Annotated in this window: 25 protein-coding genes; 17 read left to right on the forward strand and 8 right to left on the reverse strand. The window is 66.3% G+C overall.

What is annotated here, in order from left to right; translation table 11 throughout:
- Positions 1-26 precede the first annotated feature (26 nt).
- The 3 genes from fahA (at position 27) to maiA (ending at position 3,072) form a co-directional block, all read left to right on the forward strand.
- Positions 27-1,283 (forward strand): fumarylacetoacetase, encoded by a 1,257-nt coding sequence (fahA, locus tag M4578_RS22560; RefSeq protein WP_258095397.1) that lies wholly within the window; start codon positions 27-29, stop codon positions 1,281-1,283.
- 91 nt (positions 1,284-1,374) lie between these two features.
- Entirely contained in the window at positions 1,375-2,325 is a 951-nt protein-coding gene (locus M4578_RS22565) for an MBL fold metallo-hydrolase (protein WP_258095398.1), read from the forward strand.
- 117 nt (positions 2,326-2,442) lie between these two features.
- Positions 2,443-3,072 carry a maleylacetoacetate isomerase gene (gene maiA / locus M4578_RS22570; RefSeq protein ID WP_258095399.1) on the forward strand — a complete coding sequence of 210 codons (630 nt, stop codon included), beginning with the start codon at positions 2,443-2,445 and terminating at the stop codon, positions 3,070-3,072.
- 21 nt (positions 3,073-3,093) lie between these two features.
- Here maiA and M4578_RS22575 read toward each other — a convergent pair whose 3' ends face one another.
- Positions 3,094-4,011 (reverse strand): DMT family transporter, encoded by a 918-nt coding sequence (locus M4578_RS22575; RefSeq protein WP_258095400.1) that lies wholly within the window; start codon positions 4,009-4,011, stop codon positions 3,094-3,096.
- 348 nt (positions 4,012-4,359) lie between these two features.
- Between M4578_RS22575 and M4578_RS22580 the strand changes: the two genes are divergently transcribed.
- From M4578_RS22580 to M4578_RS22625, 10 genes are all read left to right on the forward strand, one after another.
- Entirely contained in the window at positions 4,360-5,535 is a 1,176-nt protein-coding gene (locus tag M4578_RS22580) for an NADH:flavin oxidoreductase/NADH oxidase (protein ID WP_258095401.1), read from the forward strand.
- A 15-nt stretch (positions 5,536-5,550) separates the two neighbouring features.
- Entirely contained in the window at positions 5,551-6,246 is a 696-nt protein-coding gene (locus M4578_RS22585; RefSeq protein WP_258095402.1) for an EthD domain-containing protein, read from the forward strand.
- A 355-nt stretch (positions 6,247-6,601) separates the two neighbouring features.
- A complete protein-coding gene (locus M4578_RS22590) occupies positions 6,602-7,669 on the forward strand; it encodes a TRAP transporter substrate-binding protein (RefSeq protein ID WP_258095403.1) in 1,068 nt (355 codons plus the stop codon).
- A 124-nt stretch (positions 7,670-7,793) separates the two neighbouring features.
- Positions 7,794-8,339 (forward strand): TRAP transporter small permease subunit, encoded by a 546-nt coding sequence (locus M4578_RS22595; protein ID WP_258095404.1) that lies wholly within the window; start codon positions 7,794-7,796, stop codon positions 8,337-8,339.
- Positions 8,336-9,805, forward strand: a complete 1,470-nt coding sequence (locus tag M4578_RS22600; protein ID WP_258095405.1) for a TRAP transporter large permease — start codon at positions 8,336-8,338, stop codon at positions 9,803-9,805. Before M4578_RS22595 ends, M4578_RS22600 begins: the two co-directional genes overlap by 4 nt.
- A 187-nt stretch (positions 9,806-9,992) precedes the next feature.
- A complete protein-coding gene (locus tag M4578_RS22605; RefSeq protein WP_258095406.1) occupies positions 9,993-10,535 on the forward strand; it encodes a VOC family protein in 543 nt (180 codons plus the stop codon).
- Between the two features lie 134 nt (positions 10,536-10,669).
- Positions 10,670-11,536, forward strand: coding sequence for an FAD binding domain-containing protein (locus M4578_RS22610; protein WP_258095407.1), 867 nt, complete (start codon positions 10,670-10,672; stop codon positions 11,534-11,536).
- Positions 11,533-12,015, forward strand: coding sequence for a (2Fe-2S)-binding protein (locus M4578_RS22615; protein ID WP_258095408.1), 483 nt, complete (start codon positions 11,533-11,535; stop codon positions 12,013-12,015). Before M4578_RS22610 ends, M4578_RS22615 begins: the two co-directional genes overlap by 4 nt.
- Positions 12,015-14,261, forward strand: a complete 2,247-nt coding sequence (locus M4578_RS22620; protein WP_258095409.1) for a xanthine dehydrogenase family protein molybdopterin-binding subunit — start codon at positions 12,015-12,017, stop codon at positions 14,259-14,261. The genes M4578_RS22615 and M4578_RS22620 overlap by 1 nt, the downstream gene beginning before the upstream one ends.
- A 4-nt stretch (positions 14,262-14,265) precedes the next feature.
- On the forward strand, positions 14,266-14,508 hold the full coding sequence (locus M4578_RS22625) for a MoaD/ThiS family protein (protein WP_258095410.1): 243 nt from the start codon (positions 14,266-14,268) through the stop codon (positions 14,506-14,508).
- Between the two features lie 94 nt (positions 14,509-14,602).
- On the opposite strand, the gene M4578_RS22630 is transcribed toward M4578_RS22625, so the two are convergent.
- Positions 14,603-16,312 (reverse strand): FAD-dependent oxidoreductase, encoded by a 1,710-nt coding sequence (locus tag M4578_RS22630; RefSeq protein ID WP_258095411.1) that lies wholly within the window; start codon positions 16,310-16,312, stop codon positions 14,603-14,605.
- An 11-nt stretch (positions 16,313-16,323) separates the two neighbouring features.
- Positions 16,324-17,079 (reverse strand): SDR family NAD(P)-dependent oxidoreductase, encoded by a 756-nt coding sequence (locus M4578_RS22635; protein WP_258095412.1) that lies wholly within the window; start codon positions 17,077-17,079, stop codon positions 16,324-16,326.
- Between the two features lie 457 nt (positions 17,080-17,536).
- Here M4578_RS22635 and M4578_RS22640 point away from each other — a divergent pair, with 457 nt between their 5' ends.
- The 4 genes from M4578_RS22640 (at position 17,537) to M4578_RS22655 (ending at position 20,849) form a co-directional block, all read left to right on the forward strand.
- Positions 17,537-18,541, forward strand: coding sequence for a LysR family transcriptional regulator (locus M4578_RS22640; RefSeq protein ID WP_258095413.1), 1,005 nt, complete (start codon positions 17,537-17,539; stop codon positions 18,539-18,541).
- Between the two features lie 24 nt (positions 18,542-18,565).
- Positions 18,566-19,312 (forward strand): SDR family NAD(P)-dependent oxidoreductase, encoded by a 747-nt coding sequence (locus M4578_RS22645; protein ID WP_258095414.1) that lies wholly within the window; start codon positions 18,566-18,568, stop codon positions 19,310-19,312.
- Between the two features lie 52 nt (positions 19,313-19,364).
- Complete coding sequence (locus M4578_RS22650; RefSeq protein WP_258095415.1) at positions 19,365-20,048, forward strand: EthD family reductase; 684 nt, start codon at positions 19,365-19,367, stop codon at positions 20,046-20,048.
- A gap of 96 nt (positions 20,049-20,144) precedes the next feature.
- Positions 20,145-20,849, forward strand: a complete 705-nt coding sequence (locus M4578_RS22655) for a glutathione S-transferase family protein (RefSeq protein ID WP_258095416.1) — start codon at positions 20,145-20,147, stop codon at positions 20,847-20,849.
- 39 nt (positions 20,850-20,888) lie between these two features.
- On the opposite strand, the gene M4578_RS22660 is transcribed toward M4578_RS22655, so the two are convergent.
- From M4578_RS22660 to M4578_RS22680, 5 genes are all read right to left on the reverse strand, one after another.
- Positions 20,889-21,500, reverse strand: coding sequence for a glutathione S-transferase family protein (locus tag M4578_RS22660; RefSeq protein ID WP_258095417.1), 612 nt, complete (start codon positions 21,498-21,500; stop codon positions 20,889-20,891).
- Positions 21,501-21,589: 89 nt separating this feature from the next.
- Positions 21,590-22,273 (reverse strand): EthD domain-containing protein, encoded by a 684-nt coding sequence (locus M4578_RS22665; protein WP_258095418.1) that lies wholly within the window; start codon positions 22,271-22,273, stop codon positions 21,590-21,592.
- Positions 22,274-22,409: 136 nt separating this feature from the next.
- On the reverse strand, positions 22,410-23,747 hold the full coding sequence (locus M4578_RS22670) for a TRAP transporter large permease (RefSeq protein ID WP_258095419.1): 1,338 nt from the start codon (positions 23,745-23,747) through the stop codon (positions 22,410-22,412).
- Positions 23,737-24,333, reverse strand: coding sequence for a TRAP transporter small permease subunit (locus tag M4578_RS22675; protein ID WP_258095420.1), 597 nt, complete (start codon positions 24,331-24,333; stop codon positions 23,737-23,739). The genes M4578_RS22670 and M4578_RS22675 overlap by 11 nt, the downstream gene beginning before the upstream one ends.
- Before the next feature lie 72 nt (positions 24,334-24,405).
- Positions 24,406-25,440 carry a TRAP transporter substrate-binding protein gene (locus tag M4578_RS22680; RefSeq protein WP_258095421.1) on the reverse strand — a complete coding sequence of 345 codons (1,035 nt, stop codon included), beginning with the start codon at positions 25,438-25,440 and terminating at the stop codon, positions 24,406-24,408.
- Between the last annotated feature and the right edge of the window lie 159 nt (positions 25,441-25,599).

The raw sequence follows: 25,599 nt of genomic DNA on the forward strand, positions 1-25,599 counted from the left end.
CGAAACACCGTCGAAACGGACAAGATATGACTCTCAAGAAAAGCTGGGTCGAAAGCGCCAATAGCGCCGAGACCGACTTCCCCCTCAACAACCTGCCCTATGGCGTCTTCGCGACCGAAGGCACCGCGCCGCGCTGCGGCGTCGCCATCGGCGACATGGTGCTGGATGCCGCCGCCGCCGAGGCCGCCGGGCTGATCGCGCTCGAGGGCGGGCCGCTGCTGCAATCGGGTGCCTGGAACCCGGTGATGGGCGCCGGTGCCGCCGTCTGGAAGGACCTGCGCCGCCAGCTCGTCACGCTGCTCTCCGAAGGCGCCGCCGAGGCCGAGGCGCTGCGCCCGATGCTGGTGCCGCTGGCCGGGGCGACGCTCTGCATGCCCTTCGCGGTGACCGAATACACCGATTTCTACGCCTCCAAGAACCACGCCTTCAACGTCGGCACCATGTTCCGGGGCCCGGAAAACGCGCTGCCGCCGAACTGGCTGTCGATCCCCATCGGCTATAATGGCCGCGCCTCCTCGGTGGTGGTGTCGGGCAGCGACGTGCGCCGCCCCTGGGGCCAGCTCAAGGCGCCCGACGCCGAGCTGCCGATCTTCGCCCCCTGCAAACGCTTCGATCTGGAACTGGAGATGGGCGCCATCGTCGGCACGCCCTCGTCCGGTCCGGTCAGCGTGGCCGAGGCCGATGACATGATCTTCGGCTATGTGCTGCTGAACGACTGGTCGGCGCGCGACATCCAGGCCTGGGAATACCAGCCTCTGGGGCCGTTCCAGGCCAAGGCGACGGCGACCACCATCAGCCCCTGGATCGTCACCAAGGCCGCGCTGGAACCGTTCCGCGCGCCCACGCCACCGCGCGAGCGCGAGCTGCTGCCCTATCTCGCCGAGCCGGGGCCGATGCTCTACGACATCGACCTCAGCGTGACGCTGACGCCGGCGGGCGGGGTCGAAAACACCATCTCGCGCACCAACTACACCAATATGTACTATTCCGCCGCGCAGCAGCTTTGCCACCACACGACCTCGGGCTGTTCGATGCGGGTGGGCGATCTGCTCGGCTCGGGCACGATCTCGGGCACCGAAAAGGACACGCGCGGCTCGCTGCTGGAACTGAGCTGGGGCGGCAAGGAACCGATCACGCTGGACAGCGGCGAGACCCGCAGCTTCCTCGAAGACGGCGACACGCTGACGCTGTACGGCGCGGCGCAGGGCGATGGCTATCGAGTCGGTTTCGGCGCCTGCGCAGGCACGCTTCTGCCAGCGCTCGACGATCCGTTCGCACGCTAAACGAAACACCGGCGCGCGACACAGCGCTGCGCGCGCGCCCCGCATTTCAGGAGACCGGCCAGAGGCGCCGGGACAGGGAAGGAAGACCATCATGGCAAAGGCATTCGCGTCGCAAGGCGACATGGAAGACAAGGTGATCAGCTTCACCGAGGTGGGTGAGGGGCTGTATGCCTTCACCGCCGAGGGCGATCCCAACACCGGCGTGATCATCGGCGACGAAAGCGTGATGATCGTCGAGGCGCAGGCCACCCCGCGTCTGGCGCGCATGGTGATCGAAAAGGTCCGCTCGGTGACCGACAAGCCGATCAGCCACGTCGTGCTGACCCATTACCACGCCGTGCGCGTGCTGGGCGCCAGCGCCTATGGCGCGGGCGAAATCATCATGTCCGACGTGGCCGCCGCGATGGTGGAAGAGCGCGGGCAAGAGGACTGGGACAGCGAATTCGGCCGCTTCCCCCGGCTGTTCCAGGGCCATGAGGAAATCCCCGGCCTGACCCGCCCGACCACCACCTTCAGCGACAGCATGACCGTCTATCTCGGCAAGCGCCGGGTCGATATCATGAAGCTGGGCCGCGCCCACACCGCCGGGGACTCGGTGATCTGGGTGCCGGATCAGGAAGTCATGTTCACCGGCGACATCGTGGAATACCACTCGGCCTGCTATTGCGGCGACGCGCATTTTGGCGACTGGCCGGAGACGCTGGCCAATATCGCAGCCTTCGAGCCCAAGAGCATCGCGCCGGGCCGGGGCGACGCTCTGGTCGGCGAGGAGATGGTGGCCAAGGCGCTGGACGCAACGGCGGATTTCGTGAAATCCACCTATGCGCCGGTGGCCAAGGTCGTGGCCCGCGGCGGCTCGCTGAAAGAGGCCTGGGACGCGGTGCGCGCCGAATGCGACCCGAAATTCGCCGATTACGCGATCTACGAGCACTGCCTGCCGTTCAACGTCGCCCGCGCCTATGACGAGGCGCGCGGCATCGACACGCCGCGCATCTGGACCGCCGAGCGCGACCAGCAGATGTGGGCCGACCTGCAAGGCTGACCGCCGCGCACGGGCGGCGCCCCGGCCAGCCGGTCCGGGCTTGTCCCGCCATACAGCAAACCACAGCGCCGCCCGGCTCTCTCCGGGCGGCGTCTCTGCATCCGGAGGAGAGACCCCATGTCCGAGACGGTTCTTTACGACTACTGGCGCTCCAGCGCGAGCTGGCGTGTGCGCATCGCGCTCAACCTCGCGGGGATCGCCTATCGCGCGGTGCCGGTGGATCTGGTCGCCGGCGACCAGCGCAGCGACGCGCATCTGGCGCGCAATCCGCAGGGGCTTGTCCCCGTGCTCGAAATCGACGGGCTGCGGCTGACGCAATCCATGGCGATCCTCGATTATCTCGAAGACACCGGGCGGCTGTCGCTGCGCCCGAAAGATCCGGTCGCGGCGGTGCGGATGCGCGCGGTGCTGCAATCCATCGCCTGCGACATTCACCCGGTCTGCAACCTGCGCGTCGCCGCCCATGCCACCAGGCTCAGCGGGCGCGACGAAACCCGCGCCGAGTGGATGCGCCATTTCATCCGCCCCGGTCTGGTGGCGGTCGAGGCGCTGCTTTCCGAGGACGGCCCCTATTGCATGGGCGCGGATCTGACCCAGGCCGATCTGGCGCTGATTCCGCAGCTTTACAACGCCGAACGCTGGGGGGCGCAGACCGACGACCTGCCGAAGATCCGGCGCGTTGCCGCCGCCTGCGCCGAAATCGAGGCGTTCCGCGCCGCCGAGCCCGACGCGGTCAAACCCGCCTGAGCGGGAGCCGGGCTGGCGCCCTCAGGGGCGCCGCCGCAGCCTGCCGGTCTGCATCGACAAAAGAATGCCCGTCGCGCCGAGACAGATCGCGGCGGTTTGCAGACCGGTGGGGATGTCGCCAATCAGCGGGATCGCCAGCACCAGCGCGGTGGGCGGCACCAGCGCCATGAACAGCGTCGCCCGCGCCGCGCCCAGATGCGACACCGTGCTGGCGAAGGTGGCAAAGGCCAGCGCCCCGCCCAGCAGCCCCTGATAGACGCTTTGCTCCACCCATTTGCCGGTTGCCAGCGCCGGCGGCTCGAACAGCGCAAGATAGAGCGGCGCCATGATGAGCCCCGACAAGACGGTGATCATCGCCGCGGTCTGCAAGGGCGGCATCTTCCACCGGCCCAGCAGATAGGTATAGCCGCCATACATCCCCCCCGAGGCCGCAAAGGCCAGATCGCCCAGCAGGATGTTCTGACCCTCCGCTGCGGCCCCGGTCTCGGTCGAGGCTTCGAGCCCGATCAGCGTGAGCCCGGCGAGCATGACGCAGATGCCGAGGATCCGCTGCCGGGTCGGGCGCTCGCCGTCGAGCTTCCACAGCAGCAGGTTCGCGACACTGATCGACATGCAGGGTCCGATCACGATGCCATGGCTGAGCGGGCCGTACTGAAACCCGGTCGTGAGCAGCAGATAGAAGGCCGGGCCCGCGAGAAACAGCACCGATATAAGCTGCCAGGGCGCCGTCGGGACGATCCGCCCTCGGAACAGCAGGATCGGCAGCATGACAAGCCCGCCCACGCTGAACCGCAGCACCATCAGATCGACCGCGCGGAATCCGTCGAGCGTGCCGATCTTGGAGCCCACGTTGAAGGCGCTCCAGATCAGCACCGTCAGACATCCGTAGAAGAGTCCGATCAGGTTTGGCCGCGTTTGCTGCGGATCGAGTGAAGACATGGCTACCGGTTGCTTGAGAGAGGCTCCGGCGCTGCGGACTGCAAACCCTGCCGGAGCCTTGGAAAAGGTCCCTATCCGCATAACAGCTTGCCCGGTGCAGACCAAGAAATTTTTGAAATAGACAAGTTGATTCGCGATCATCCCGCGCGCGTCGACCCCAAGGAGATCACCGGAAAACAAAGATTTTCCTGTGATCGGACCCCCCTGCCCGCGCCGCCGGTCCGGCAGATCATGAGATTTGCTTTTAAATAATTTATTTGCCATTAATGAATCTCGAATCGCGACCGACCGCGCCGGCGTCCGCCCCGAACCGGGCCCGCACAGGCGCGAAACAGGAGGAGGCCGCCCGTGTCAGACCGCCAGACCGGAGGCGCCGGAACCGGCGCCCCGGCAAAACTGCTGCAACCGCTCACCCTGCGGGATGTGACCCTTCGCAACCGGATGGTCATCTCGCCCATGTGCCAGCACTCCGCCGTCGATGGCTTTGTGCAGGACTGGCACATCGTGCATTACGGCAAGTTCGCCCTCGGCGGCGCCGCGCTGGTGCTGACCGAAAGCACCGCCGTCACCAGCGACAGCCGGGTCGGCATCGCCGATCTGGGGATCTGGTCCGACGACCATATTCCGGGCCTGCGCCGACTCGCCGATTTCGCCCACCAGCACGGAGCCCGCTTCGGCATCCAGCTTGCCCATGCCGGGCGCAAGGCGTTTTCGGAACCGCTCTGGGAAGGTGGCCGCGCGCTGACGCCCGAGGCGCTGGACGCGACCGGCCTCACCTGGCGCCGGGTCGGCCCCAGCCCCATCGCCGCCAGTTCCGAGTGGTCCACACCCGAAGAGCTGACCCGCGCGGAAATCCACGACATCCGCGACGCCTTTGTACAGGCCGCACGGCGCGCCGACGCCGCCGGGGCGGATGTGGTCGAGCTGCATTACGGCCACGGCTATCTGCTCGCCAGCTTCCTCTCCCCGCGCTCGAACCAGCGCAGCGACGAATATGGCGGCTCGCTGGAAAACCGCATGCGCTTTGCGGTCGAAACGGCCGAGGCGGTGCGCGCGGTCTGGCCCGAGGGCAAGCCGCTCTTTGCCCGGCTCTCCTGCCTCGACGGCACCGAGGGAAGCTGGGACATGGACGATACCGTGGCACTGGCCCTGGCGCTGAAGGCGGTGGGTGTGGATGTGATCGACTGCTCCTCGGGCGGGCTCACCGAAGAGACGCGGCGCAGCAACGTACCGCGCGGCATCGGTTTTCAGGTGCCCTTTGCCGAGGAGGTCCGGCGCCGGGCCGACATCTGTACGCAAGCGGTGGGCATCATCCTGACCCCCGAGCAGGCGGAAGAGATCGTCGCCAGCGGCAAGGCCGATCTGGTGGCGCTGGGACGCGAGGCGCTGCGCACGCCCTATTGGCCGGCGGAAGCGACCCGCGCGCTGGGACAGGAGGATTTCAGCGCCTGGCCGATGCAGCACCGCGACTGGCTTTCCCGGCGGCAGACGGTTCTGAACCGGCTGCTAAGCGAAGAAAACTGAAGGAGGAGACAGAAGATGATCACACGATTTGGTCTGCTGACCAAGAAACAGGGCCTGACCCCCGAGGAATTCAACGCCCACTGGTTCCGCACCCACGGCCCGATGGCGGCCAAGTTCCCCGGGCTGCGCGGCTACTGGCAGCATGCGGTGACCGACAAGGAGCAGTTCGGCATCAGCCACGCGCGCGGGCAGGACTGGGATCTGGACGGGTTCTCGGAGCTGCATTTCGACGACATGGACGCCATGATCGAAGCCGTCAGCGGCGAGATCTTCGCGCCGACGCTGGTGGACGAGACCGAGTTCCTCGAAGACGTGAAGCTGGTGGCCTGTGAAAAGCACAAGGTCGTTCCGATGGAGTTCGACAACGGCCCCTATCTCAAGCGCATGACGCTGCTCAAACGCCTGCCCGGCGTCAGCCCCGAGCAGTTCCGCAAGGAATGGCTGGAAACCCACGCCGATTTCGTGCGCCGCTGGCCGAATGTGCTGGGCTATCACCAGAACCTCGTGATCGACCGCTATCACGGCTCGCGCACCGAAAGCGCCAGCTATGACGCGGTGCCGGTGGACGGGATCGTCGAGTTCTGGTTCCGCGACAAGGACACGGCAGCCGAGCTTTACGCCAGCGACATCGTCACCGAGACGCAGGAACACGCCAAGGTGTTTCTCGACACGATCACCCCGTATTTCGTCGAGACGCGCACCATCGTCTGACCCTTTTCGGGCAAGCCGGGCCGCTTTCCCCCGCCGCGATCTCGCGGCGGTCCGGGAAAGGTCTGCCCGGCCCCCCGCCTGCCCTGCCGACACAAACTGTGCCGACGGGGCGGCGCGTTCCAGGTTGACAAATATTAGTCAATCGTGAATCATTTCGCGAATAACGACGAACTTGCGGAGGCTCCGCGAGGATGGGAACCGAAGGCCATCGCGCCCATGCGGCGGCCGGGTCGGGCGGAGACGCCCCGCCGGAGGAGGCAAGGCGATCGCGGTGATCGCACTGCCGGAACAGCTCGCGAAGAGCGCACAAGAACCCGGAGGGCGCGGCCCGCCGGACCAAGGAGGAGGATATTCAATGACACTCAAGACTGGCATTCGCCTGGCCACGATGGCGTCCGTGATCGCCCTGACCGCCGCAAGCGCGGCCCAGGCCCAGGACACCCGCAAGCTGCGGCTGCACTCGGCCTTCCCGACCACCACGCCGGTGATCGGCGACATCGTTCCGTGGATCGCGGACCGGGTCGAGAAACTGACCGGCGGCTCGCTGGAAGTGGACGTGTTCGAGCCGGGCGCGCTGGTGCCCAGCACCGATTACTTCGATGCGGTGTCGCAGGGCGCCGTGGACATGGCCTTCGGCACGCCCGGCTATGGTGCGGGGCTCGAACCCGCGATGACGATCTTCACCGCCGTGCCCTTTGGCCCGCAGGCGACCGAATTCATGGCCTGGATGCGCTACGGCGGCGGTCAGGAACTGCATGACGAGATCCTCGCCGATCTGAATCTCAAGGGCTTCGTCTGCACCCTGGGTGCACCCGAAACCGCCGGCTGGATGAAGAAGGACATCAACACCGTCGAGGATCTGGCCGGGCTCAAGCTGCGCTATTTCGGCCTTGGCGGGCGCGTGCTCGACAAGCTCGGCGCCTCGATCCAGCTCATCCCCGGCTCCGAGGTCTATGCGGCGCTGGAGCGCGGCGTGATTGACGGCGGCGAATACGCCAGCCCCTCGGTCGATGTGTCCGCCGGTCTCGATCAGGTGGCGAATTTCGCCTACTTCCCCGGCTGGCACCAGCAGGTCTCGGTCGACTCCCTGATCATCAACCTCGACACCTGGAACGCGCTCAGCGAACAGCAGCAGCTCGCCATCGAGACGACCTGCGGCGAAGCCACCCTGCGCACGCTGGCACGCGGCGCCGCCGATCAGCCCGCCGCCATCACCAAGCTGGAAGGCGAAGAGGGGCTTGAGATCAAGATGTGGTCCGACGAGATCCTCGACGCGCTGCGCGGCGCCTGGGACGAGGTCGCGGCCGAGGAAAGCGCCAAGAACACCAAGTTCGCCAAGGTGATGGAGTCCTACACAGCGTTCCGCGACGGCTATGCGAGCTGGCAGCAGCTTGGCTACCTGAAGCCCGTCGGCGACGAGTAATCCCGCCGGACGGACGGGTTTTGCCGCAGAGCCCCGCCGGGCTCTGCGGCGCCATAACAAGACACCGGCAGGTGCAACACCGAAACACTGGTCTGCACGCCCGGCGCGGCAGTGGGGAGGGGAAATGAACGTTTTGCTGAAGGTAAGCGAGGCCATCGACGCCTTGCTGAACGGCCTGTCAAAGCTGGCCGCCTATGCCCTGCTGGGGCTGATCGTCGTCGTGGTCTTCGACGTGCTGACACGGCGCTTCTTCCAGATGGGCTCGACCCAGCTTCAGGAAGCCGAGTGGCATCTGCACACGATCCTCATCATGCTGTTCCTGGGCACGACCTTTGTCCACAACCGCCATGTGCGGATCGACCTGATCCACGCGACCCTGAGCCCGCGCGGCAAGGCGCTGGTCGAGATCTTCGGTGTGCTCTTCCTGGTGCTGCCGTTCTGCGCGGTCACCGGCTATTTCGCGACCAAATTCGCCTACACCTCCTTCATCCGCAACGAGGTGTCGCAATCCATCGACGGGCTGCCCTTCCGCTGGGCGATCAAGTCGATGCTGCCGCTCGGGCTGTATCTGCTGGCGCTGGCCGGGATCAGCCGAGGCTGCCGTGCCATCGCGGCGCTGTCCGACCCGCACCGGGCGGACCTCGAGTCTACTGAAAGGGGCGGGCTGTGACGCTGTTCGTCGAGTATCTGCCGTTCTTCATGTTCGGCACCATGGCCGTTCTGCTGTTCACCGGCTTTCCCGTGGCCTTTGTGCTGGGCGGGGTCGGCGTGGCCTATGCGCTGATCGGCATCGCCCTGGGCGAGCTGATCCCGATCCAGCTTTATTCCATCACCCAGCGGATGTGGGCCGGCGCCGCCGAGAACCTGACGCTGACCACCGTGCCGCTGTTTGTCTTCATGGGGCTGGTGCTGGAAAAGGCGGGCGTCGCCAAGGACATGCTCAACAGCCTCAACCGCGCGCTGGAGCGGGTGCCGGGCGGGCTGGCACTGTCGGTGACGCTGCTGGGGATCATCCTCGCCGCCGCGACCGGCATCGTCGGCGCCTCGGTGGTGATGCTCAGCCTGCTGGCGCTGCCGGTGATGCTGGACAAGCGCTATTCGGTGGGGCTCGCCACCGGCACCATCGCCGCCTCGGGGACGCTGGGCATTCTCATCCCGCCGTCGATCATGCTGGTGATCATCGCCGACCTTCTGTCGCGCTCGGTGGGCACCATGTTCATGGCCGCCTTCGGCCCCGGCCTCATGCTGGGCATTCTCTATCTGCTTTATATCCTCGTGCTGAGCATTCTGTCGCCCAAGGCTGCCCCGCCCGCGCGGCGCGGCCCCTCGGAGACCGGCTGGGGGCAGCTCATCGTCACGCTTGCGGTCGGCCTGGTGCCTGCCTTCCTGCTGATCTTCTGCGTGCTGGGCTCGATCATCTTCGGCTGGGCCACGCCGACGGAATCCGCGGGCATCGGCGCGGCGGGGTCGCTGCTGCTGGCCTTCGTGGTGCGGCCGGGCATCTATGCCCTGCTCAGCTTTACCCGCTTCGCCATCGACGGCGCCGCCGCGAACGCGGTGAAAGGCGGCCTGCTGGCGCGCTTTGCCGCCGAGAACCGCGGCTGGTGGGGCACCACCCTGCTTGCCACCCGCGAATCCGCGCTGACCACCGGCATGATCTTCATGATCGTGGTCGCGGCCACCGCCTTTGCCCTCACCTTCCGGCTGCTGGGCGGCGAGCATCTGGTGACCGACATCGTCACCGCGATGGAGCTGACGCCCTGGCATCTGCTGATCATCGTGCTGGCGCTGGTGTTCCTGCTGGGGTTCTTCTTCGACTGGATCGAGATCACGCTGATCGTGCTGCCGGTGTTTTCGCCGATCATCCTGAACCTCGATTTCGGCGATCACGTCGCCCGTGCGGATCTGCCCTACTGGTTCGCGATCATGCTGGCGATCAACCTGCAAACCTCGTTCATGACGCCGCCGATGGGCCCCTCGCTGTTCTATCTCAAGGCCGTGGCGCCGCCGCAGGTGCGGCTGGGTCAGGTCTATAAGGGCATCATCCCCTTCGTCCTGTTGCAGCTCTTCGCGCTGGCGCTGGTGATGATGTTCCCGCAGATCGCGCTGTGGATTCCCCACGCCATGCTGCGCTAACGCGCACAGACAAAGACATGCGCCGGGGCGCCGCCGTCCGACACGGGCAGCGGCGCCCCGTTGCGTTTCGGACAGGCCGCAGAACCACGCCATGCAGGGGATTTGTCATGGCCGAATTGATTTGGATCAAGTTACCGGATGCGCGATTCCGATATTAGTTGCAAATGCAACTAATGGAGCCGAACAGATGAAGATCGAACGCATTCACCACGTCGCCTACCGCTGCAAGGACGCCAAGGAGACGGTCGAGTTCTACACCAAGATGCTGAACATGGATTTCGTGCTGGCCATCGCCGAGGACCAGGTTCCCTCGACCCACGAGCCCGATCCCTACATGCATCTCTTCCTCGATGCGGGCGACGGCAATATCCTCGCCTTCTTCGAGCTACCGACCAAGCCCGAGATGGGCCGGGACGAGAACACCCCGCCCTGGGTCCAGCACATCGCCTTCCAGGTAAAGGACCGCGACGCACTGCTGGAATACCGCGACCATCTGGAGAAGAACGGTGTCGAGGTGCTGGGCGTGACCGACCACACGATCTTTCACTCGATCTATTTCTTCGATCCCAACGGCCATCGCGTCGAACTGGCGGCGCCGGACCCGGATCAGGACAAGAACCTCGCCCGGCTCGATGCGGTCAAATGGGACATGCTCGAGGAATGGAGCCGCACCAAGCGCGCGCCGAAACACGCCGACTGGCTGCATGCCAAGGAATTCGAAGAAAGCTGACCCGCAACGCTGGGCTCTCTCTCGCAATTCGGTTCGGACATTGCAAAACCCCGGGGCGCACGGCATCGTGCGCCCCGACGCCTTTTTGATCCCTCGCACTTCCGGCGACCGGACCGAATACCAATGGAGAGCCCATGCGATACCACACCCCCTCAACTTTCGAAGATGCCGCGCGGCTTGCGGCAGAGGCATCGGGCATCACGCGGTTTCTGGCCGGCGGAACCGACGTTCTTGTCCAGATGCGCGCCGGCGCGGTCATCCCCGACGATCTGATCGACCTCAAGAAAATCCCCGGCGTCAGCGAGATCGCCCAGACCGAAGAAGGCGGCTGGCGCATCGGCATCGCGGTGCCGGGCGCGCGCCTCGGGGCACATGCGGGCCTCTGCGCCGACTGGCCCGGCGTGGTCGAGGGCATGGAGCTGGTCGGCTCCACCCAGGTCCAGGGCCGCGCCACGCTGACCGGCAACCTGTGCAACGGCTCTCCGGCCGCGGATTCGGTCCCCGGTCTGGTCGCCGCCGGCGCCACCGTCGAAATCTCCGGCCCCTCGGGCCTGCGCAGCGCGCCGGTCGAGGACATCCCGGCCGGCCCGGGCAAGACCACCCTGCAACCGGGCGAGGTCATCTCCGCCATCCTGCTGCCGCCGCGCGGCACAGCCGGCGGCGACGCCTATCAGCGCTTTATCCCGCGCACCGAGATGGACATCGCGGTCGTCGGCTGCGCCATCAGCCTGACCCTCGACGGCAACAGCATCGCCTCGGCGCGGGTGGCGCTGGGGGCCGTGGCGCCCACGGTTCTGCTGGTGCCCGAAGCGGCGGCGGCGATCACCGGCACCACGCTTGACGACGATGCGCTCGCGGCGCTCACCACGGCGGTCGAAGCCGCCTGCACCCCCATCAGCGACAAGCGCGGCACCGCCGAGTTCCGCACCGAAGTGGCCGGCGTTCTGGCCCGCCGCGTTGCCAAGATCGCCTATGCACGCGCGAAAGGAGCCGAGGCATGAGCAAGATCCACGTCACCACCACCGTCAATGGCGATCAGGTCGAATTTCTCGCCGATCCGCGCGAAAGCCTGCTCGACTGTCTGCGCGACCGTCTCGGCCTGACCGGCTCGAAAGAGGGCTGCGGCACCGGCGATTGCGGCGCCTGTTCCGTGCGGCTGGACGGCACGCTCGTCTGTTCCTGCCTGGTGCTGGGGGTCGAGGCCGAGGGCAAGACCGTCGAGACCATCGAGGGCATGGCCAACGGCAACGAGCTGCACCCGCTCCAGCGCAAGTTCGTGGAACATGCGGCGCTGCAATGCGGCTTCTGCACACCGGGCATCCTCGTCGCCGCCAAGGCGCTGCTGGAGCAGAACGACAATCCCACCGAAACCGAAATCCGGTACTGGCTGGCGGGCAACCTCTGCCGCTGCACCGGCTATGACAAGATCGTCCGCGCCGTGATGGATGCGGCGGCGGAACTGCGCGGGGAGGCTGCGTGATGGCGAAGGACGAATTTACCGAATTCAAGCTGGTCGGCACGCGCCCCGACCGTCCCGACGGGCTCGACAAGGTCACCGGCCGGGCGCGGTACGGCGCCGACATGTCGATGCCGGGCATGCTCTGGGCCGCGGTCGTGCGCTCGCCGCACGCCCATGCCCGTATCCTCCGGATCGACACATCCAAGGCCGAGGCGCTCGAGGGCGTCAAGGCCGTGGTCACCCGTGCCGATTTCCCCGAGGGGCTGACCGGCGAGGAATGGAACCTTCAGGAAAACACCATCGCCGGAGACAAGGCGCTCTATGACGGCCACGCCGTGGCCGCCGTCGCTGCGACCTCGGCGCTGCTGGCGCAGGATGCCGCGCGGCTGATCGAGGTGGATTACGAGGTGCTGCCGCATGTGATCGACGTCGATGACGCGATCAAGCCCGACGCCCCGGCGATCCGTCCGGGCGCCGCCGATGCCACCGTGCCCGAGGGCATGCCCGCCAATGTGGTGCGCTATATCGACTTCGGCCATGGCGATGTCGATGCCGGCTTTGCCGAGGCCGATCTGGTGATGGAGCGTTCCTACAAGACCGAGGCCACCCACCAGGGCTATATCGAGCCGCATGCCTGCGTCGGCCAGCTTGGCGCCGACGGCAAGGGCGAGATGTGGGTTTGCACGCAGGGCCAATGGTACATCCGCAAGATGTGCGCCGATGTGCTGGGACTGGAAACCGCGCAGCTCCGCGTGACCCCCTCCGAGATCGGCGGCGGCTTCGGCGGCAAGACCACCATCTTCATGGAACCGTTGTCGCTGGCGCTCTCGCGCAAGGCGGGCGGGCGCCCGGTCAAGCTGGTGATGACCCGCTCCGAGGTGCTGCGTGCCACCGGGCCGACCGCCTCCGCCTCGATGGATGTCAAGATCGGCATGACGAAGGACGGCACGATCACCGCCGCCCGGGCCGAGTTCCGCATGCAGGGCGGCGCCTTCCCCGGCGCGCCGGTGGACATGGCACTCTATTGCGCCTTTGCGCCCTACAAGCTGAAGAACGTCCATCACATCGGTTATGACGTGCTGGCCAACCGTCCGAAATGCGCCGCCTACCGCGCGCCGGGCTCGCCCATGGGCGCCTTCGCGGTGGAAAGCCTTGTCGATGAGATGTCCCGCGAACTGGGCCTCGATCCGCTCGACGTGCGCCTGACCAACGGCGTGCGCGAAGGCGACCGGGCAAGCTATGGCCCGACCTTCGGCTCCATCGGGCTGATCGAAACGCTCGAGGCCACCAAGGCGCACCCGAACCTTCTGGTGCCGCTCGGGCCGAACCAGGGCCGCGGCATCGCGGCGGGCTACTGGTTCAACCACAGCGGCGAAACCTCGGTCTCGATGGCGATCTCCGAGGACGGCAGCGCGCAGGTCTCGGTCGGCACGCCCGACATCGGCGGCAGCCGCGCCTCCATCGCGCTGATGGTCGCCGAGACGCTGGGCATTCCCTACGAGGATGTCCGGGTCAACGTGGTCGAGACCGGCTCGCTGGGGGTGAACGAACCGACCCATGGCAGCCGCGCCACCTTTGCCAGCGGCAAGGCCGCCGTGGTGGCGACCGGCCAGGCCATCAAGGAAATGTGCCGCCGCGCCGCCGCCGAATGGGGCATCGACGAGGACGCCGTGGAATGGGTGAACGGCGCGGCGCAGCCCGCCGGACCCAATGCCGGGAAATTCCCGCCGCTGACCATCCGGGAAATCGCCGGCAAGATGGGCGAGACCGGCGGTCCGATCTCGGGCCACCATGAAGGTCTGCCCGAAGGCGTCGGCGCCAGCTTCGGCTGCCATGTCGTGGATGTCGAGGTCGATCCCGAAACCGGCCACACCACCATCCTGCGCTATCTCGTGGTGCAGGACGCGGGCCGCGCGATCCATCCTTCCTATGTGGAAGGCCAGTATCAGGGCGGCGCGGTGCAGGGCATCGGCTGGGCGCTGAACGAGGAGTATATCTATGGCGAGGACGGGCGGCTGCAAAACGCCATCTTCCTCGATTACCGCGTGCCGGTCGCCTCGGATCTGCCGATGATCGACACGGTCATCGTCGAGGTGCCGAACCCGGGCCACCCGTTCGGGGTGCGCGGTGTGGGCGAAACCGGGATCACCCCGCCGCTGCCCGCCATCGCGAACGCCATCCAGGACGCCACCGGCCTGCGCATGACGCATCTGCCGATGACCCCGCCCAAGGTGCTGGCCGCGCTCAAGGCCGCCGGTCGGGGCTGAGCCCGTGGTCGCGGTCAACCTCTGGTCCAGCCTCACCCGCTTCACCGACGGGGCGCGGGTGGTCGAGCTGGAGGCGGCGACCGCCGGGCAGGTTCTGGACGGGCTGAAAGCGGCTTATCCCGGGCTCGCCCCGATCGTCGATGCCGGCGTGTCGGTGGTGATCGACGGCGAGATGGCCACCGGGCGGCACAGCCCGATAGGCCCCGAAAGCGAGGTCGTTCTCATGCAGCGGCTCAAGGGCGGCTGATCGCCGCCCCGACCGCCCGGGCACCCTTTGCCACAAGAAAGGCCCCGCAGCATGCTGCGGGGCCTTCGCCTGTATATCCCCTGCCCCGGAGAGATCAGGAATTGGCCCCCGCCATATGCCGGGCGGCGATATAGCCAAAGGTCAGCGCCGGGCCGAGCGTGATACCGCCGCCGGGATAGTTACCGCCCATGATCGAGGCCGCGTCGTTGCCCGCCGAGTACAGCCCGCCGATGGGCGCACCCTCGCCGTTCAGCACCTGGGCATATTCATTGGTCTTCAGCCCCGCGAAGGTGCCGAGATCGCCGACATAGAGCCGCACCGCATAGAACGGCCCCTTCCTCACCGGGGCCACGCAGGGGTTTGGCTTGTGCTGCGGATCGCCCAACGAACGGTTGTAGGCCGTCGAGCCCTTGCCGAACTCGGGATCCTCACCCTTGACCGCGTGCTTGTTGAACTCCGCCACGGTCTGTTCCATCTGCACCGGATCGGCGCCGATCTGACGGGCCAGATCCGCGATGGTCTTGCCCTGGATCAGATAGCCCGCCTTGATCAGCGGCTTGTAGGGCACCGGCGAGGGTTTGGCAAAGCCCAGCCCATATTTGCGGAAGGTCCGGTGATCGGCGATGAACCAGGCAGCAAGCTCGGCATCGGGGCCGCCCTCTTCCTGGCAGCGCTTGACCATGGCCTGGCAGAAATCGTGATAGCTCTGCGCCTCGTTGACGAACCGCTTGCCCGAACGGGTCACCGCGATCACGCCGGGTTTCGAGCGATCGACGAAATGCGGGAAGGTGCCCAGCAGCCCGTTGCCCATCGGCGGGCGCGACACCGGCACCCAGGCAGCGGAATTCGGCAGATCGGTCTTGACCGTCGCACCGACCGCCTCGCCCAGACGCAACCCGTCGCCGGTGTTGCCCGGCGGCGCCGGCGAGACATGCTCGTGTCCGCTGGGCGCATGCGGCATCAGCGCCTTGCGCCGCACCGCATCCTGCGGGAAGCCCCCGGCGGCCAGTACCACGCCTTTGCGCGCATGCACCTCGACCGGCCCGTCGGGGCGGTTCACGATGGCCCCGGTGACCCGGCCGCTGTCGTCGCGGATCAGCGATGTCACCGGCGAGGAGGTCCAGATCGGCACACCCTTGTCAAAGCAGGATTTCGCCAGCCGTGCGATCAGCGCATTGCCGTTCATCAGGCGCATGGACCGCCCGTGGAAGGTCACGTCCCGGACGAATTTCGCCACCAGCCCGGTGACGAACAGCGCCGAGATCGGCGAGCGCGTGACATTGAAGAAATGCAGCAGCTCCTTGCCGGACCCGATCATCATGCCCAGCACGGTGATCTCGCGCAGCGGCGGACGCAGCCGCTTGATCTCCTTCCCCAGCTCACGCCCGTCGAAGGGCCGCGCCACGATGGAGCGGCCGCCGTCGAGCCCGCCGGGCGCGGTCGGGTGATAATCCGAAAAGGTCGGCCCCAGATCGAATTGCAGCGCGGTCTGGCTTTCGAAGAAATCCACCGCCTTGGGACCGGCCTCCAGAAACGCCTCGACCTTGGCGGAATCGTAATGTTCCTTGGTCTCGTGCTTGAGATAGGTCCGCGCCTTCTCGACGCTGTCCTCGACCCCGGCACGCTTGCCGGGGGCGTTGTTCGGAATCCAGCTCCAGCCGCCCGACCGCGCGGTGGTGCCGCCGAAGACGGCTTCCTTTTCGGCGACGATCACCTTGAGGCCCCGGTGCACCGCCGAGACCGCCGAAGCAAGCCCCCCGGCACCCGAGCCGACCACCAGTACGTCCACGTCTTCCCGTTTCATCTCTTGCATCCTCATGCGGTCAGGTATCCGCCATCGACCGGCAGCAGCACGCCGGTCACATAGCTCGACGCCTCGGAGGCCAGGAACAGCACCGGGCCGATCAGCTCGGAAGGCTGGCCGGGCCGCCGCATCGGCGTATGCGCCATGAACCGCCCGATGGCGTCGGGGTTTTCGCGGGTGGCGGCGGTCATCGGCGTCTCGATCACCCCCGGCGCGATGGCATTCACGCGGATGCCGTGTTCCGACAGGTCATGCACCAGCGCGCGGGTCATCTGAAGCACCGCGCCCTTGGAGGCCGCATAGGCCACCAGGCCGGGGCCGCCGGAGACCGACATGATCGAGCCGAGATTGACGATCCGGCCCTTGCTCTCCTTGAGCTGCGGCAGGAAGGCGCGCACCATGTTCATGCAGCCGGTGGCGTTCACCTGCATCACCATGTCCCAGTCGGCCTCGAAGCTCTCGGTCTCCGGCGCGGTGCGCCGGATGATCCCGGCATTGTTCACCAGAATTGCGGTGTCGGCACCGAACTGCGCCCGGACCTCTTCGGCGACCGCCCCGCAAGAGGCCCGGTCGGCCACGTCGAGCACCAGAGCGATGGCCTCGCCGCCCGCCGCCACGATCTCGCGGGCGACCTCGGCCACCGCGTCTTTCTGAATGTCGCAAACCGCGACGCGCGCGCCCTGTTCGGCCAGCCCGAAGGCGATGGCCTTGCCATTGCCCTGCGCGGCGCCGGTCACCACCGCCACCTGCCCCTTGATCCCTAGCATGGTTCCTCCCTTTCCGGCCCGACACCCGATCCTCGGGCGCCTGCCGCTCAGTAATTCGGTAATTGCGAAGCGATTTGATCTTAACAAATCGTGACGCGATGCCAAGCGGAAACTTCCACAGCCTCTCCCGACCCTTCTTTCCAGGAACCTCCCGCAGCGGCCGTCACCGCCCGCAGGCGCGCCCTTCACCATGGGAAAACCCATTCCCCATTGCGAAATCCCATCACCGGGATCCGCGTCCTGACGGTGCGGCACAGCGGCCAGACCCTCCCCCCGAAGAGATCCGCCGCCGCGCGTGACACACCGCACAGCCCCGCCAAACGCGCTACCTTGCACGACAGAATCACTGTGGGCCCGCTTTCGCACTTGCACTATTAGCTTCAATGGTATTATTTGATAGCTAGTATGCGCAAATTCGGATGCCAACGGCCCTGTTGGTAAAGAGAAGAGGATCAGAATGGCTTCCGAGACCGAAAACAGACGGGCACAGCATTCCAGCAGTCCGCTGACACCGCGCGTATGTGAAATGCTGGTCGCGCTGGAGCGGCACCGAAACATGGGCGAGACGGCGACCGAACTGGGCGTGCTGCAATCGGTCCTGTCGCGGCAACTCGCCGGGATCGAGAAAAGCCTGGGCGTCAGCCTCTTCGCCCGCACCACCCGGTCGATGGAACCGACCAACGAGGGCCTGGTGCTGGTCCGGCAGGCGGCGCAGATCCTTGCCAGCCTCGACCGGGTGACCGAAGAGCTGGACGCCATCGGGCGCGGCAGCACCGGGCTGATCCGCCTCGGCATCGCCTCGGTGGCCGCCGCCGTTCTGGCGCCGCAGGCCATCGCGGTGTTCCAGAAGGCAAACCCCGGTGTCACCTTCTCGATCCGCGACGACACCAGCGACCGGCTGATCAACGATCTGACGATGGGGCATCTCGATGCCGCCATCCTGCGCCTGCCCGCCGAGGGGCATTTCCAGCTCGACGCGACCGAGCTCTACGACGAACCCATCCGCATCGTCGCACGCGGCGGCCATCCGCTGGCCGATGTCGCCGATCTGAGCCTGGCGCATCTGGCAAAATATCAATGGATCCTGCCGACCGCGGAGTTTACCGCCCGCAAGCAGATCGAGGCGCAATTCTACAAGGACGGGCTGCGGTTCGAGGCCGGTGTCCTGGAAACCCTGTCGGTGCCGCTGATCATCGGCCTTGTCAGCGCGACGGATGCGGTGACGCCGCTGGCCGACAGCCTCGCCCGGCGCTGCGAGATCACCGAGGGGTTCACCACCCTGGCCATCGACTGCCCGCTGACGCTCGAACCCGTCAGCATGGTCTGGCGCAAGGAGAGCTATCTCTCCCCTGCCCTTACCAACTTTATGAAAACACTTGAGAAAACGGCGAAGCTCATCAGCCGCTCGCCGGAAACCGTTGTGCGCAATTCGACGGCTGGGCAGCTTCGAAGGCACGGCTAGACCATTCATCGGGAGGAGAAACATATGTCAGAGAGGAAATGCGCCGCGGTGACGGGCGCCGGGCACGGCAACGGGCGCGCCATCGCGCTGGGTCTGGCGCGGGCGGGCTGGGCCGTCGCGGTTCTGGATGTCGATGCCGAAGCTGCGGAAGAGAGCGCGGCGGATATTCGCGCCGAGGGGCGCGACGCGCGCGCCTATCGCTGCGACGTTTCCGATCTGGCCGCCTGCGAACAGGTGGCCCGGGCGATTGCCGCCGATCTCGGCGAGATCGCGGCCTTGGTGAACAATGCCGGCATCGTGCGGCGCGGCGGGATCGCCGACGAGGCTCTTTACGACAGCCTCGACGCCACCTTCGCGGTCAATGTCACCGGCATGATCAACACCACCCGCGCCTTCCTGCCCGCGCTGCGCAGCACCAGGGGCTCCATCGTCAACATCGCTTCGGTGGCCTCCTTCATCGCCACCCCGAACAACGTGGCCTACAACGCCTCGAAAGGCGCGGTGAAGCAATTCACCCAGGGGCTCGCGCTGGATCTGGCCCCCGAGGGCATCCGCGCCAATGCCATCGCCCCTGGGATCATCGAGACACGGATGACCCAGGACACGCGCAAGGACGCGGACAAGCTCGGCTATTTCCTGCAACGCGTGCCGATGCGCCGCGTCGGCAAGCCCGAAGAGCTGGTCGGCGCCATCGAATACCTGGTCTCGGATGCGGCAAGCTACGTGACCGGGGCCACCCTGCCGATCGACGGCGGGTTCCTGGCCGGCTGAACCGGCCACGGCCCCTCTGGGGCAAGACAGTCACACATTGGGAGGACCAACCATGATTCAGCGTCTTAGCTGTCTCCAGCGGCGTGCCGACATCTCGCGCCCGCAGTTTTCGCAACATTGGCGCGACATCCACGCGCCGCTGGCCGCCAAGGTGCCGGGGCTTCTGCGCTATCAGCAGAACCATGTGATCGACACCAGCCAGATGGTCAAACACACGCGCGGCGGCTCCGAAGTGGACGGGTTCGCGCAGCTCTGGTTCGCCGATGAAGCGGCGATGAAGGAGGCCAGCAGCACCCCGGAATACCGCGCGGCCTTTGGCGATCTGCCCGAATTCACCGGCGCCATGTCGCAATATGCGGTCGAAACCAATCCGGTGATGGAGAAATCCCTGACCGGCAAGGGCGTCAAGCGCATGACCCTGCTCTACGGCAAGGAGGGCATGAGCGAAAAGGACTTCCGCTTTCACTGGTTCGACGAACACGCGGCGATGGTGATGGAATTCCCCGGGCTGCGCGGCTATCTCCAGCACCTGATCGTCGCCAACCTGCCGCTGCCCGCGGGTCCGGTGACAGACGCCGGCATTCACTGCACCGGCATCCTGGAAATGTGGTTCGACGACAAGGAGTCGATGGAGGCGGCCTTTGCCTCGCCGCAGGCGAAATCCACCGTCGCGCATGGCGACGTCTTCCTGCGCGCGGCGACCACCTACATGGTCGAGGAAATCGAAGTGATCTGACCCCGGATCACCCTTTTCACCAACTTCCGAGGCCCCGGCCTCACCCCCTTCACCCGCGGGTGCCGCCCAAAGGCACCCGCCAGCGGAGCTTTTGCCATGACCCAGAAGACCCTCGGCGATTTCCCCATCGCCCAACGCTGGGCGCCACGCACCCCCGGCGCGATCCAGCTCTATTCCTTTCCCACGCCCAACGGCGTCAAGGTGTCCGCCATGCTCGAGGAATGCGGGCTGCCCTATGACGCGCATACCGTGAAGCTCTCGGAAGCGGGGTCGCCCGAATTCAAGACCCTCAATATCAACGGCAAGATCCCGGCGATCATCGACCCGGACGGGCCCGGCGGCGGCGCCTTCGGCCTGTGGGAATCCGGCGCGATCCTGATCTATCTGGCCGAAAAGACAGGCCGCTTCCTGCCCGACGATCTCGCGCAGCGCTACGAGACGATCCAGTGGGTCATGTTCCAGATGGCGGGCATCGGGCCGATGTTCGGCCAATACGCCTTCTTCCTGCGCGGCGGCGGCGCCGAGATGACAGACCCTCTCCCCCGCGAGCGCTATTTCAACGAGACGGTGCGCCTGCTCAACGTGCTGGAAAGGCGCCTGGCGGATCGCCCCAACATCATGGGCGAAGACTTCACCATCGCCGATCTGGCGAATTTCCCCTGGGTGCGCACCGCGCGGGATTATTTCAACGAAGACGACGCGCTCGGCCTGAGCAAGCTGCCCCATGTGATGGGCTGGCTCGACCGCTGCCTCGCGCGCCCCACCGTCCAGCGCAGCCTGAACCAGCCGCCCCGCGAATAACCGGGGCGACACCCGTAGCGCCGCCCCTGCCGGGCCGCGCTACGGGGCGACCGGAAAGGCCCGTGCCGATGGCCGGGCCTCGAAGGCCGCATGCCATTCCGCCAGCGCCGGCGCTCGCTGCCGCCAGGCAAGCTCGGGAAAGCGCAGGTCGTAGAAGGTCAGCACCGTGCCCGCCGCAATCGCCCCGAGCCCAAGCGGCGCCGGGCGCAGCTCGGGCAGGGTCTCGTCGAGCCATCGCAGACCCGCATCGACCTTGACCGCGAACCCGTCCATCCAGTCCCGACTGCGCAACGGCTCCGGGCGCAGGATCTCGAAACGCCACTGGACCGTGACCTCCGCCAGCCCGTTCGCCACCGCGTGACGTTTCAGCTCGTCACGCCGCGCCCGGCCGCTCCGGGGCACCAGATGCCCGCCGCCGGCCAGATCGTCGAGATAGTCGCAGATGGCGGTGGAATCGATCAGCATCTCGCCGTCGTCGGTTTCCAGCGCCGGAATGCGCAGCAGCGGATTGACCGCGCTGAACGCGGGGCTTGGCGCGTCGATGCGCACCATCGTGGGCACCAGTTCGATGCGCTCGCTCAACCCCAGCTCATGCGCCGCGATCATCACCTTGCGCAGAAACGGCGATGTGATCATGCCATAGATCTTCATGTCGGCAGGCTCCCTCCAAGGATGGCGGAGCACGGCCGCGCCCCGCACGGGTTTGCCCGGCCCGCCGGGGCCGGGCATGGGCACAGGCGTCAGACAATGCGCCGCGTGCGCACCAGAAACGGGGTGATCTCGCTCAGGAAATCGCGGGCATGGGCCAGCGTCTCGGCGACGATTTCGGTCGCATGGGTCTCGGCGGCCTTTTCCTCGCTCGGGAACCAGATCTGCACGATCCCGTCCACCGGCACCTCGTCATAGGTCGCGCTTTGCGCGGTGGTCGTATGAAACCGGTCGATGACGAGATTCTGGTTGTAACCCAGAACGTTCGGCCATTTGTGCATCATCTCGGCATGCACCTCGAGCCATTCGCGGCGGAAAGCCTCGTCGCTCATCCCCGGCTTGCGCTTGATCAGCGACATGCGGCTGACAACCGGCCCCTCGGGAAGCTGCGCGGGGATCACCGCGTGCTGCTCGCAGACCACCAGATGCATATCCTCGAGAAACAGCGACAGGTCGTCCTTGGCCTCTTCGCCCGAAGCCGTGGCAAAGGCCGCCCGCATGCTCTCCAGATCGTCGAAATGCAGCTCCGAAAGCCCGTCGAGTTCCCAGGGGCCGAGGATCGCGTGATCGCCGCGCTCGACAACCGTGTGATGGAAATAGGCTTTCAGATTGGGCAGCGCGGTGGCAAGCGGGCCATGCACGTCGCGCCAATAGGCATCGAACGCCTCGGGGGTCATCTTGGGGCTGCGCTTGAGCAGGCCGAAACGGGTGATCATGGTAGGTCTCCTTTGGGTTGGCAGGGACCGGCAGGCAAGGCTCTCCCGCGGCGCGAAACGCGCCGTCGCAACAGCCTTTGTGCCGGTGGGTGGGAAAGGCGGGCGGGGCGGGCGCATGGCCGCCCCGCCCCGGCGGCTAGCGCAGCGCCGCGGGCAGATGCAGCACGATCTGCGGCAGCGCGACCACCAGGATCAGCGCGATCACCTGGATCGCCACGAAGGGCAGGATGCCCCGGTAAATCGTGCCGATGGGAATGCTCGTATCCACCCCGCGCAGGTAGAACAGCGCGTAGCCGAAGGGCGGGGTCAGGAACGAGGTTTGCAGGTTCACCGCAAGCGCGATGGCGAACCACAGCGTGACATCGCTGGCCGGCAGGCCGAAATCGAGCCGCGCGACAATGGGCATCACGATGGGGATGACCACCAGCGTGATCTCGATCCAGTCGAGGAAGAACCCCAGCACAAAGATCAGCGCCATCACCACCGCCAGCGTCACATAGGGGCTGACATCGCCGAAATGGAACAGATCGGCGATCATCGCATCGCCGCCCAGCTTGCGGAACACCAGGCTGAACACCGTGGCGCCGATCATCACGAAGGACACCATGCCGGTGGTCTTGGTGGTCTCGAACACCGCCCGGCGCAGCGTCGCAAAGGACAGCTTGCCCGAGACGAAAGCCAGCAGCGTCGCGCCAAAGGCCCCGATGGCGGCGGATTCGGTCGGTGTCGCGACCCCGGCGATGATGGTGCCCAGCACCGACAGGATCAGCAGCATCGGCGCCACCAGATCCAGCAGCAGCGACAGCACCGCTTTCCACGCCGGCACCGGATCGGCCTGCGGCGGCGGCGGCATCCGCTTGGGCGAGAAGATCGCCACCAGGATGATATAGAGGAAATACATCCCCGCCAGCAGCAGCCCGGGATAGACCGCGCCCATGAACAGATCACCGATCGGCACCCGAAGCTGGTCGCCCAGGATGATCAGCATGATCGAGGGCGGGATGAGAATGCCCAGCGTGCCCGAGGCCGCCACGATGCCGGTGGCCATGCGCATGTCGTAGCCGGCCTTTTTCATCGCCGGCAGCGACATCATCCCCATCAGCACCACCGAGGCGCCGATGATCCCGGTTGAGGCGGCCATCACCACGCCGATCACCGCAACCGCAAAGGCATAGCCTCCGGGCAGCCGCCCCGCCAGCGCCGCCAGTGACCGCATCAGCCGCTCGGCGATGCCCGAGCTTTCCAGCATCAGCCCCATGTAGATGAACAGCGGGATCGCGGCGAGCAGCCAGTTGGTCAGCGTCCCCGAATAGATCCGCTGCACCCCCATGGAGAGGAACACCATGGGCACGTCGGCGAAGACCGCGAAAAGGATGCCGACCCCCGCAAGCGAGAACCCGACGGGGTAGCCGCTGAACAGCAGCAGGATCAGCGCGACGAGCATCCCGCCGGGCCAGAGAAAATCAGCTATCATGATGTGTTTCGATCTCGTGGAACGTGTTTTGGCGCAGTTCGCGCAGCGTGGTGATCATGCGGACGATGCCGGCGAGGCCCAGCAGTGCGAAAGACACCGGCACTGCCCCCTTGATCAGCCAATGCGCCTCGAGCCCGCCCTGGGTCGATCCCTCGCCCGTGCGCCAGGCGATCCCGGCAAAGCGGCTGCCGTACCAGATGCAGAGCGCGCAGAGCGGCAGCAGCAGGAACAGGTCTCCGAACAGCGAGATCAGCGCCCGCGCCCGCGGCGAGAAATGCAGCGCAAGGAAATCGACGGTGACGTGGCGGTCTTCGAAAAACGCCCAGACGCCGCCGAACAGCACGATCAGCGCAAAGGAATACCATTGCAGGTCGAGCAGGCTGTTGACCGTGAGTGCCGAGCCGAGGATCGGCAGCTCGCCCTCCCAGTCGATGAGGGTCGACCAGCCCATGATTGCGGCGATCACCGACAGAAGGATGGTCAGCACAAGCGGCAGGATCAGCCAGGATGCGATCTTGCCGGGCAGGCACAGCAGGCTGCGGGCAAGCGCGAGGATACGAAGTGTCATGGAGTCAGATGGCGCCATTCCGGCCCCTCCCTGATGGATGGTGCAGAGACGTGTGGGCGGGCGCCGTCTCGGGCGCCCGCCGGCGCGGCGTCAGTCCTTGCGCGGCGGGATCGCCTGCAACTCGGCCCATTCGCCGACCGTATCGACATAATTGCGGATCGACGCCAGCGCCTCGGCGAAAAGCGGGTCCTTGGCGGCCTCCTCCTCGAGCACCTCGTCCGAGGCCACGCGCAGATCCTGCAACACCTCGTCGGGGAACCGGCGAATCTCCACCCCGGCCTCGCGAATCTGGGCGATGGCCCCGGCCTGCGCATTCACCATATCCGCCAGATTGAACGCGATATTCGCCAGGCAGGCTTCTTCCAGGATCGTCTGGTTCTTCTCGCCCATGCGGTTCCAGACATCGCCGTTCACGATGATGGAATTCCAGGTCGCGACCTGATGCCAGCCGGGGAAGTAGTAATATTTGGCCACATCCTGGAACCCCATCCCGACATCGAGCTGCGGCGTGCCGAACTCGGTGGCATCCAGCCGCCCGGTTTCAAGCCCGAGATAGATCTCGCCCGGCGGAATCGCCTGGGTGTTGGCGCCGAGCTTGGCCAGAACCTTGCCGCCCAGCCCGGCAAAGCGGATGTTCATCCCCCTGAAGTCTTCGACCGTGTTGATTTCCTTGTTGAACCAGCCCCCGGCCTCCGAAATCGGCACATGGCAGGGCAGGTAATGCACATTGAACGGGTCATAGGCTTTCTGGATGATCTCCTTGCCGCCGCCGTAGAACATCCAGGCCAGCGTCACATCCGGCGACGGGCCGAAGGGCATCGCCGCGATGATCGAGGCGACGGGGATCTGCGAGGCCCAGTAACCGGCCCAGTCATAGCCCATGTCGAGCGCGCCGGAGCTGACCGCGCCGAACAGCTCGTAGGGCGGCACGAAGGCGCCCGGCTCATGCACCTCGACCCGGATGTCGCCGCCCGACATCAGCGACACGCGCTCGGCCCAATGCACCGGGCTCGGCCCGATGGAGGGCGCCTGAAGGTTGACGAATGTCTGTAGCGTGTAAGTCTCGGCATGCGCGGCGGCGGCCGACAATACGGCTGCGGCCGCGAAAGCGGCAAAATGGTTCATCCTGATGTCCTCCCTGGGGTTGGAGGTTCGGGCCCTCCCGCCCTCCTCCGGTCCATTGTGATCGCTCTCGGCATCAACTGATAGCCTGAAAGCAATATATTGATAGCATCAGTGAACATAGCTGGCAAGTGGCGGCATGCACCGAATGCGCCCCCCGGT

The sequence above is a fragment of the Salipiger pentaromativorans genome (assembly GCF_024721115.1).
Lineage (GTDB): Bacteria > Pseudomonadota > Alphaproteobacteria > Rhodobacterales > Rhodobacteraceae > Salipiger > Salipiger pentaromativorans.

Excerpts from the sequence above, each read along its gene's own strand:
- fahA (WP_258095397.1), top strand. The coding sequence starts at position 27 with ATGACTCTCAAGAAAAGCTGGGTCGAAAGCGCCAATAGCGCCGAGACC.
- M4578_RS22620 (WP_258095409.1), top strand. The coding sequence starts at position 12,015 with ATGGCGAAGGACGAATTTACCGAATTCAAGCTGGTCGGCACGCGCCCC.
- M4578_RS22565 (WP_258095398.1), top strand. The coding sequence starts at position 1,375 with ATGGCAAAGGCATTCGCGTCGCAAGGCGACATGGAAGACAAGGTGATC.
- M4578_RS22585 (WP_258095402.1), top strand. The coding sequence starts at position 5,551 with ATGATCACACGATTTGGTCTGCTGACCAAGAAACAGGGCCTGACCCCC.
- M4578_RS22660 (WP_258095417.1), bottom strand. The coding sequence starts at position 21,500 with ATGAAGATCTATGGCATGATCACATCGCCGTTTCTGCGCAAGGTGATG.
- M4578_RS22665 (WP_258095418.1), bottom strand. The coding sequence starts at position 22,273 with ATGATCACCCGTTTCGGCCTGCTCAAGCGCAGCCCCAAGATGACCCCC.
- M4578_RS22575 (WP_258095400.1), bottom strand. The coding sequence starts at position 4,011 with ATGTCTTCACTCGATCCGCAGCAAACGCGGCCAAACCTGATCGGACTC.
- M4578_RS22640 (WP_258095413.1), top strand. The coding sequence starts at position 17,537 with ATGGCTTCCGAGACCGAAAACAGACGGGCACAGCATTCCAGCAGTCCG.
- M4578_RS22650 (WP_258095415.1), top strand. The coding sequence starts at position 19,365 with ATGATTCAGCGTCTTAGCTGTCTCCAGCGGCGTGCCGACATCTCGCGC.
- M4578_RS22630 (WP_258095411.1), bottom strand. The coding sequence starts at position 16,312 with ATGAAACGGGAAGACGTGGACGTACTGGTGGTCGGCTCGGGTGCCGGG.
- M4578_RS22595 (WP_258095404.1), top strand. The coding sequence starts at position 7,794 with ATGAACGTTTTGCTGAAGGTAAGCGAGGCCATCGACGCCTTGCTGAAC.
- M4578_RS22635 (WP_258095412.1), bottom strand. The coding sequence starts at position 17,079 with ATGCTAGGGATCAAGGGGCAGGTGGCGGTGGTGACCGGCGCCGCGCAG.
- maiA (WP_258095399.1), top strand. The coding sequence starts at position 2,443 with ATGTCCGAGACGGTTCTTTACGACTACTGGCGCTCCAGCGCGAGCTGG.
- M4578_RS22590 (WP_258095403.1), top strand. The coding sequence starts at position 6,602 with ATGACACTCAAGACTGGCATTCGCCTGGCCACGATGGCGTCCGTGATC.
- M4578_RS22655 (WP_258095416.1), top strand. The coding sequence starts at position 20,145 with ATGACCCAGAAGACCCTCGGCGATTTCCCCATCGCCCAACGCTGGGCG.
- M4578_RS22680 (WP_258095421.1), bottom strand. The coding sequence starts at position 25,440 with ATGAACCATTTTGCCGCTTTCGCGGCCGCAGCCGTATTGTCGGCCGCC.
- M4578_RS22615 (WP_258095408.1), top strand. The coding sequence starts at position 11,533 with ATGAGCAAGATCCACGTCACCACCACCGTCAATGGCGATCAGGTCGAA.
- M4578_RS22610 (WP_258095407.1), top strand. The coding sequence starts at position 10,670 with ATGCGATACCACACCCCCTCAACTTTCGAAGATGCCGCGCGGCTTGCG.
- M4578_RS22670 (WP_258095419.1), bottom strand. The coding sequence starts at position 23,747 with ATGATAGCTGATTTTCTCTGGCCCGGCGGGATGCTCGTCGCGCTGATC.
- M4578_RS22605 (WP_258095406.1), top strand. The coding sequence starts at position 9,993 with ATGAAGATCGAACGCATTCACCACGTCGCCTACCGCTGCAAGGACGCC.
- M4578_RS22645 (WP_258095414.1), top strand. The coding sequence starts at position 18,566 with ATGTCAGAGAGGAAATGCGCCGCGGTGACGGGCGCCGGGCACGGCAAC.
- M4578_RS22675 (WP_258095420.1), bottom strand. The coding sequence starts at position 24,333 with ATGGCGCCATCTGACTCCATGACACTTCGTATCCTCGCGCTTGCCCGC.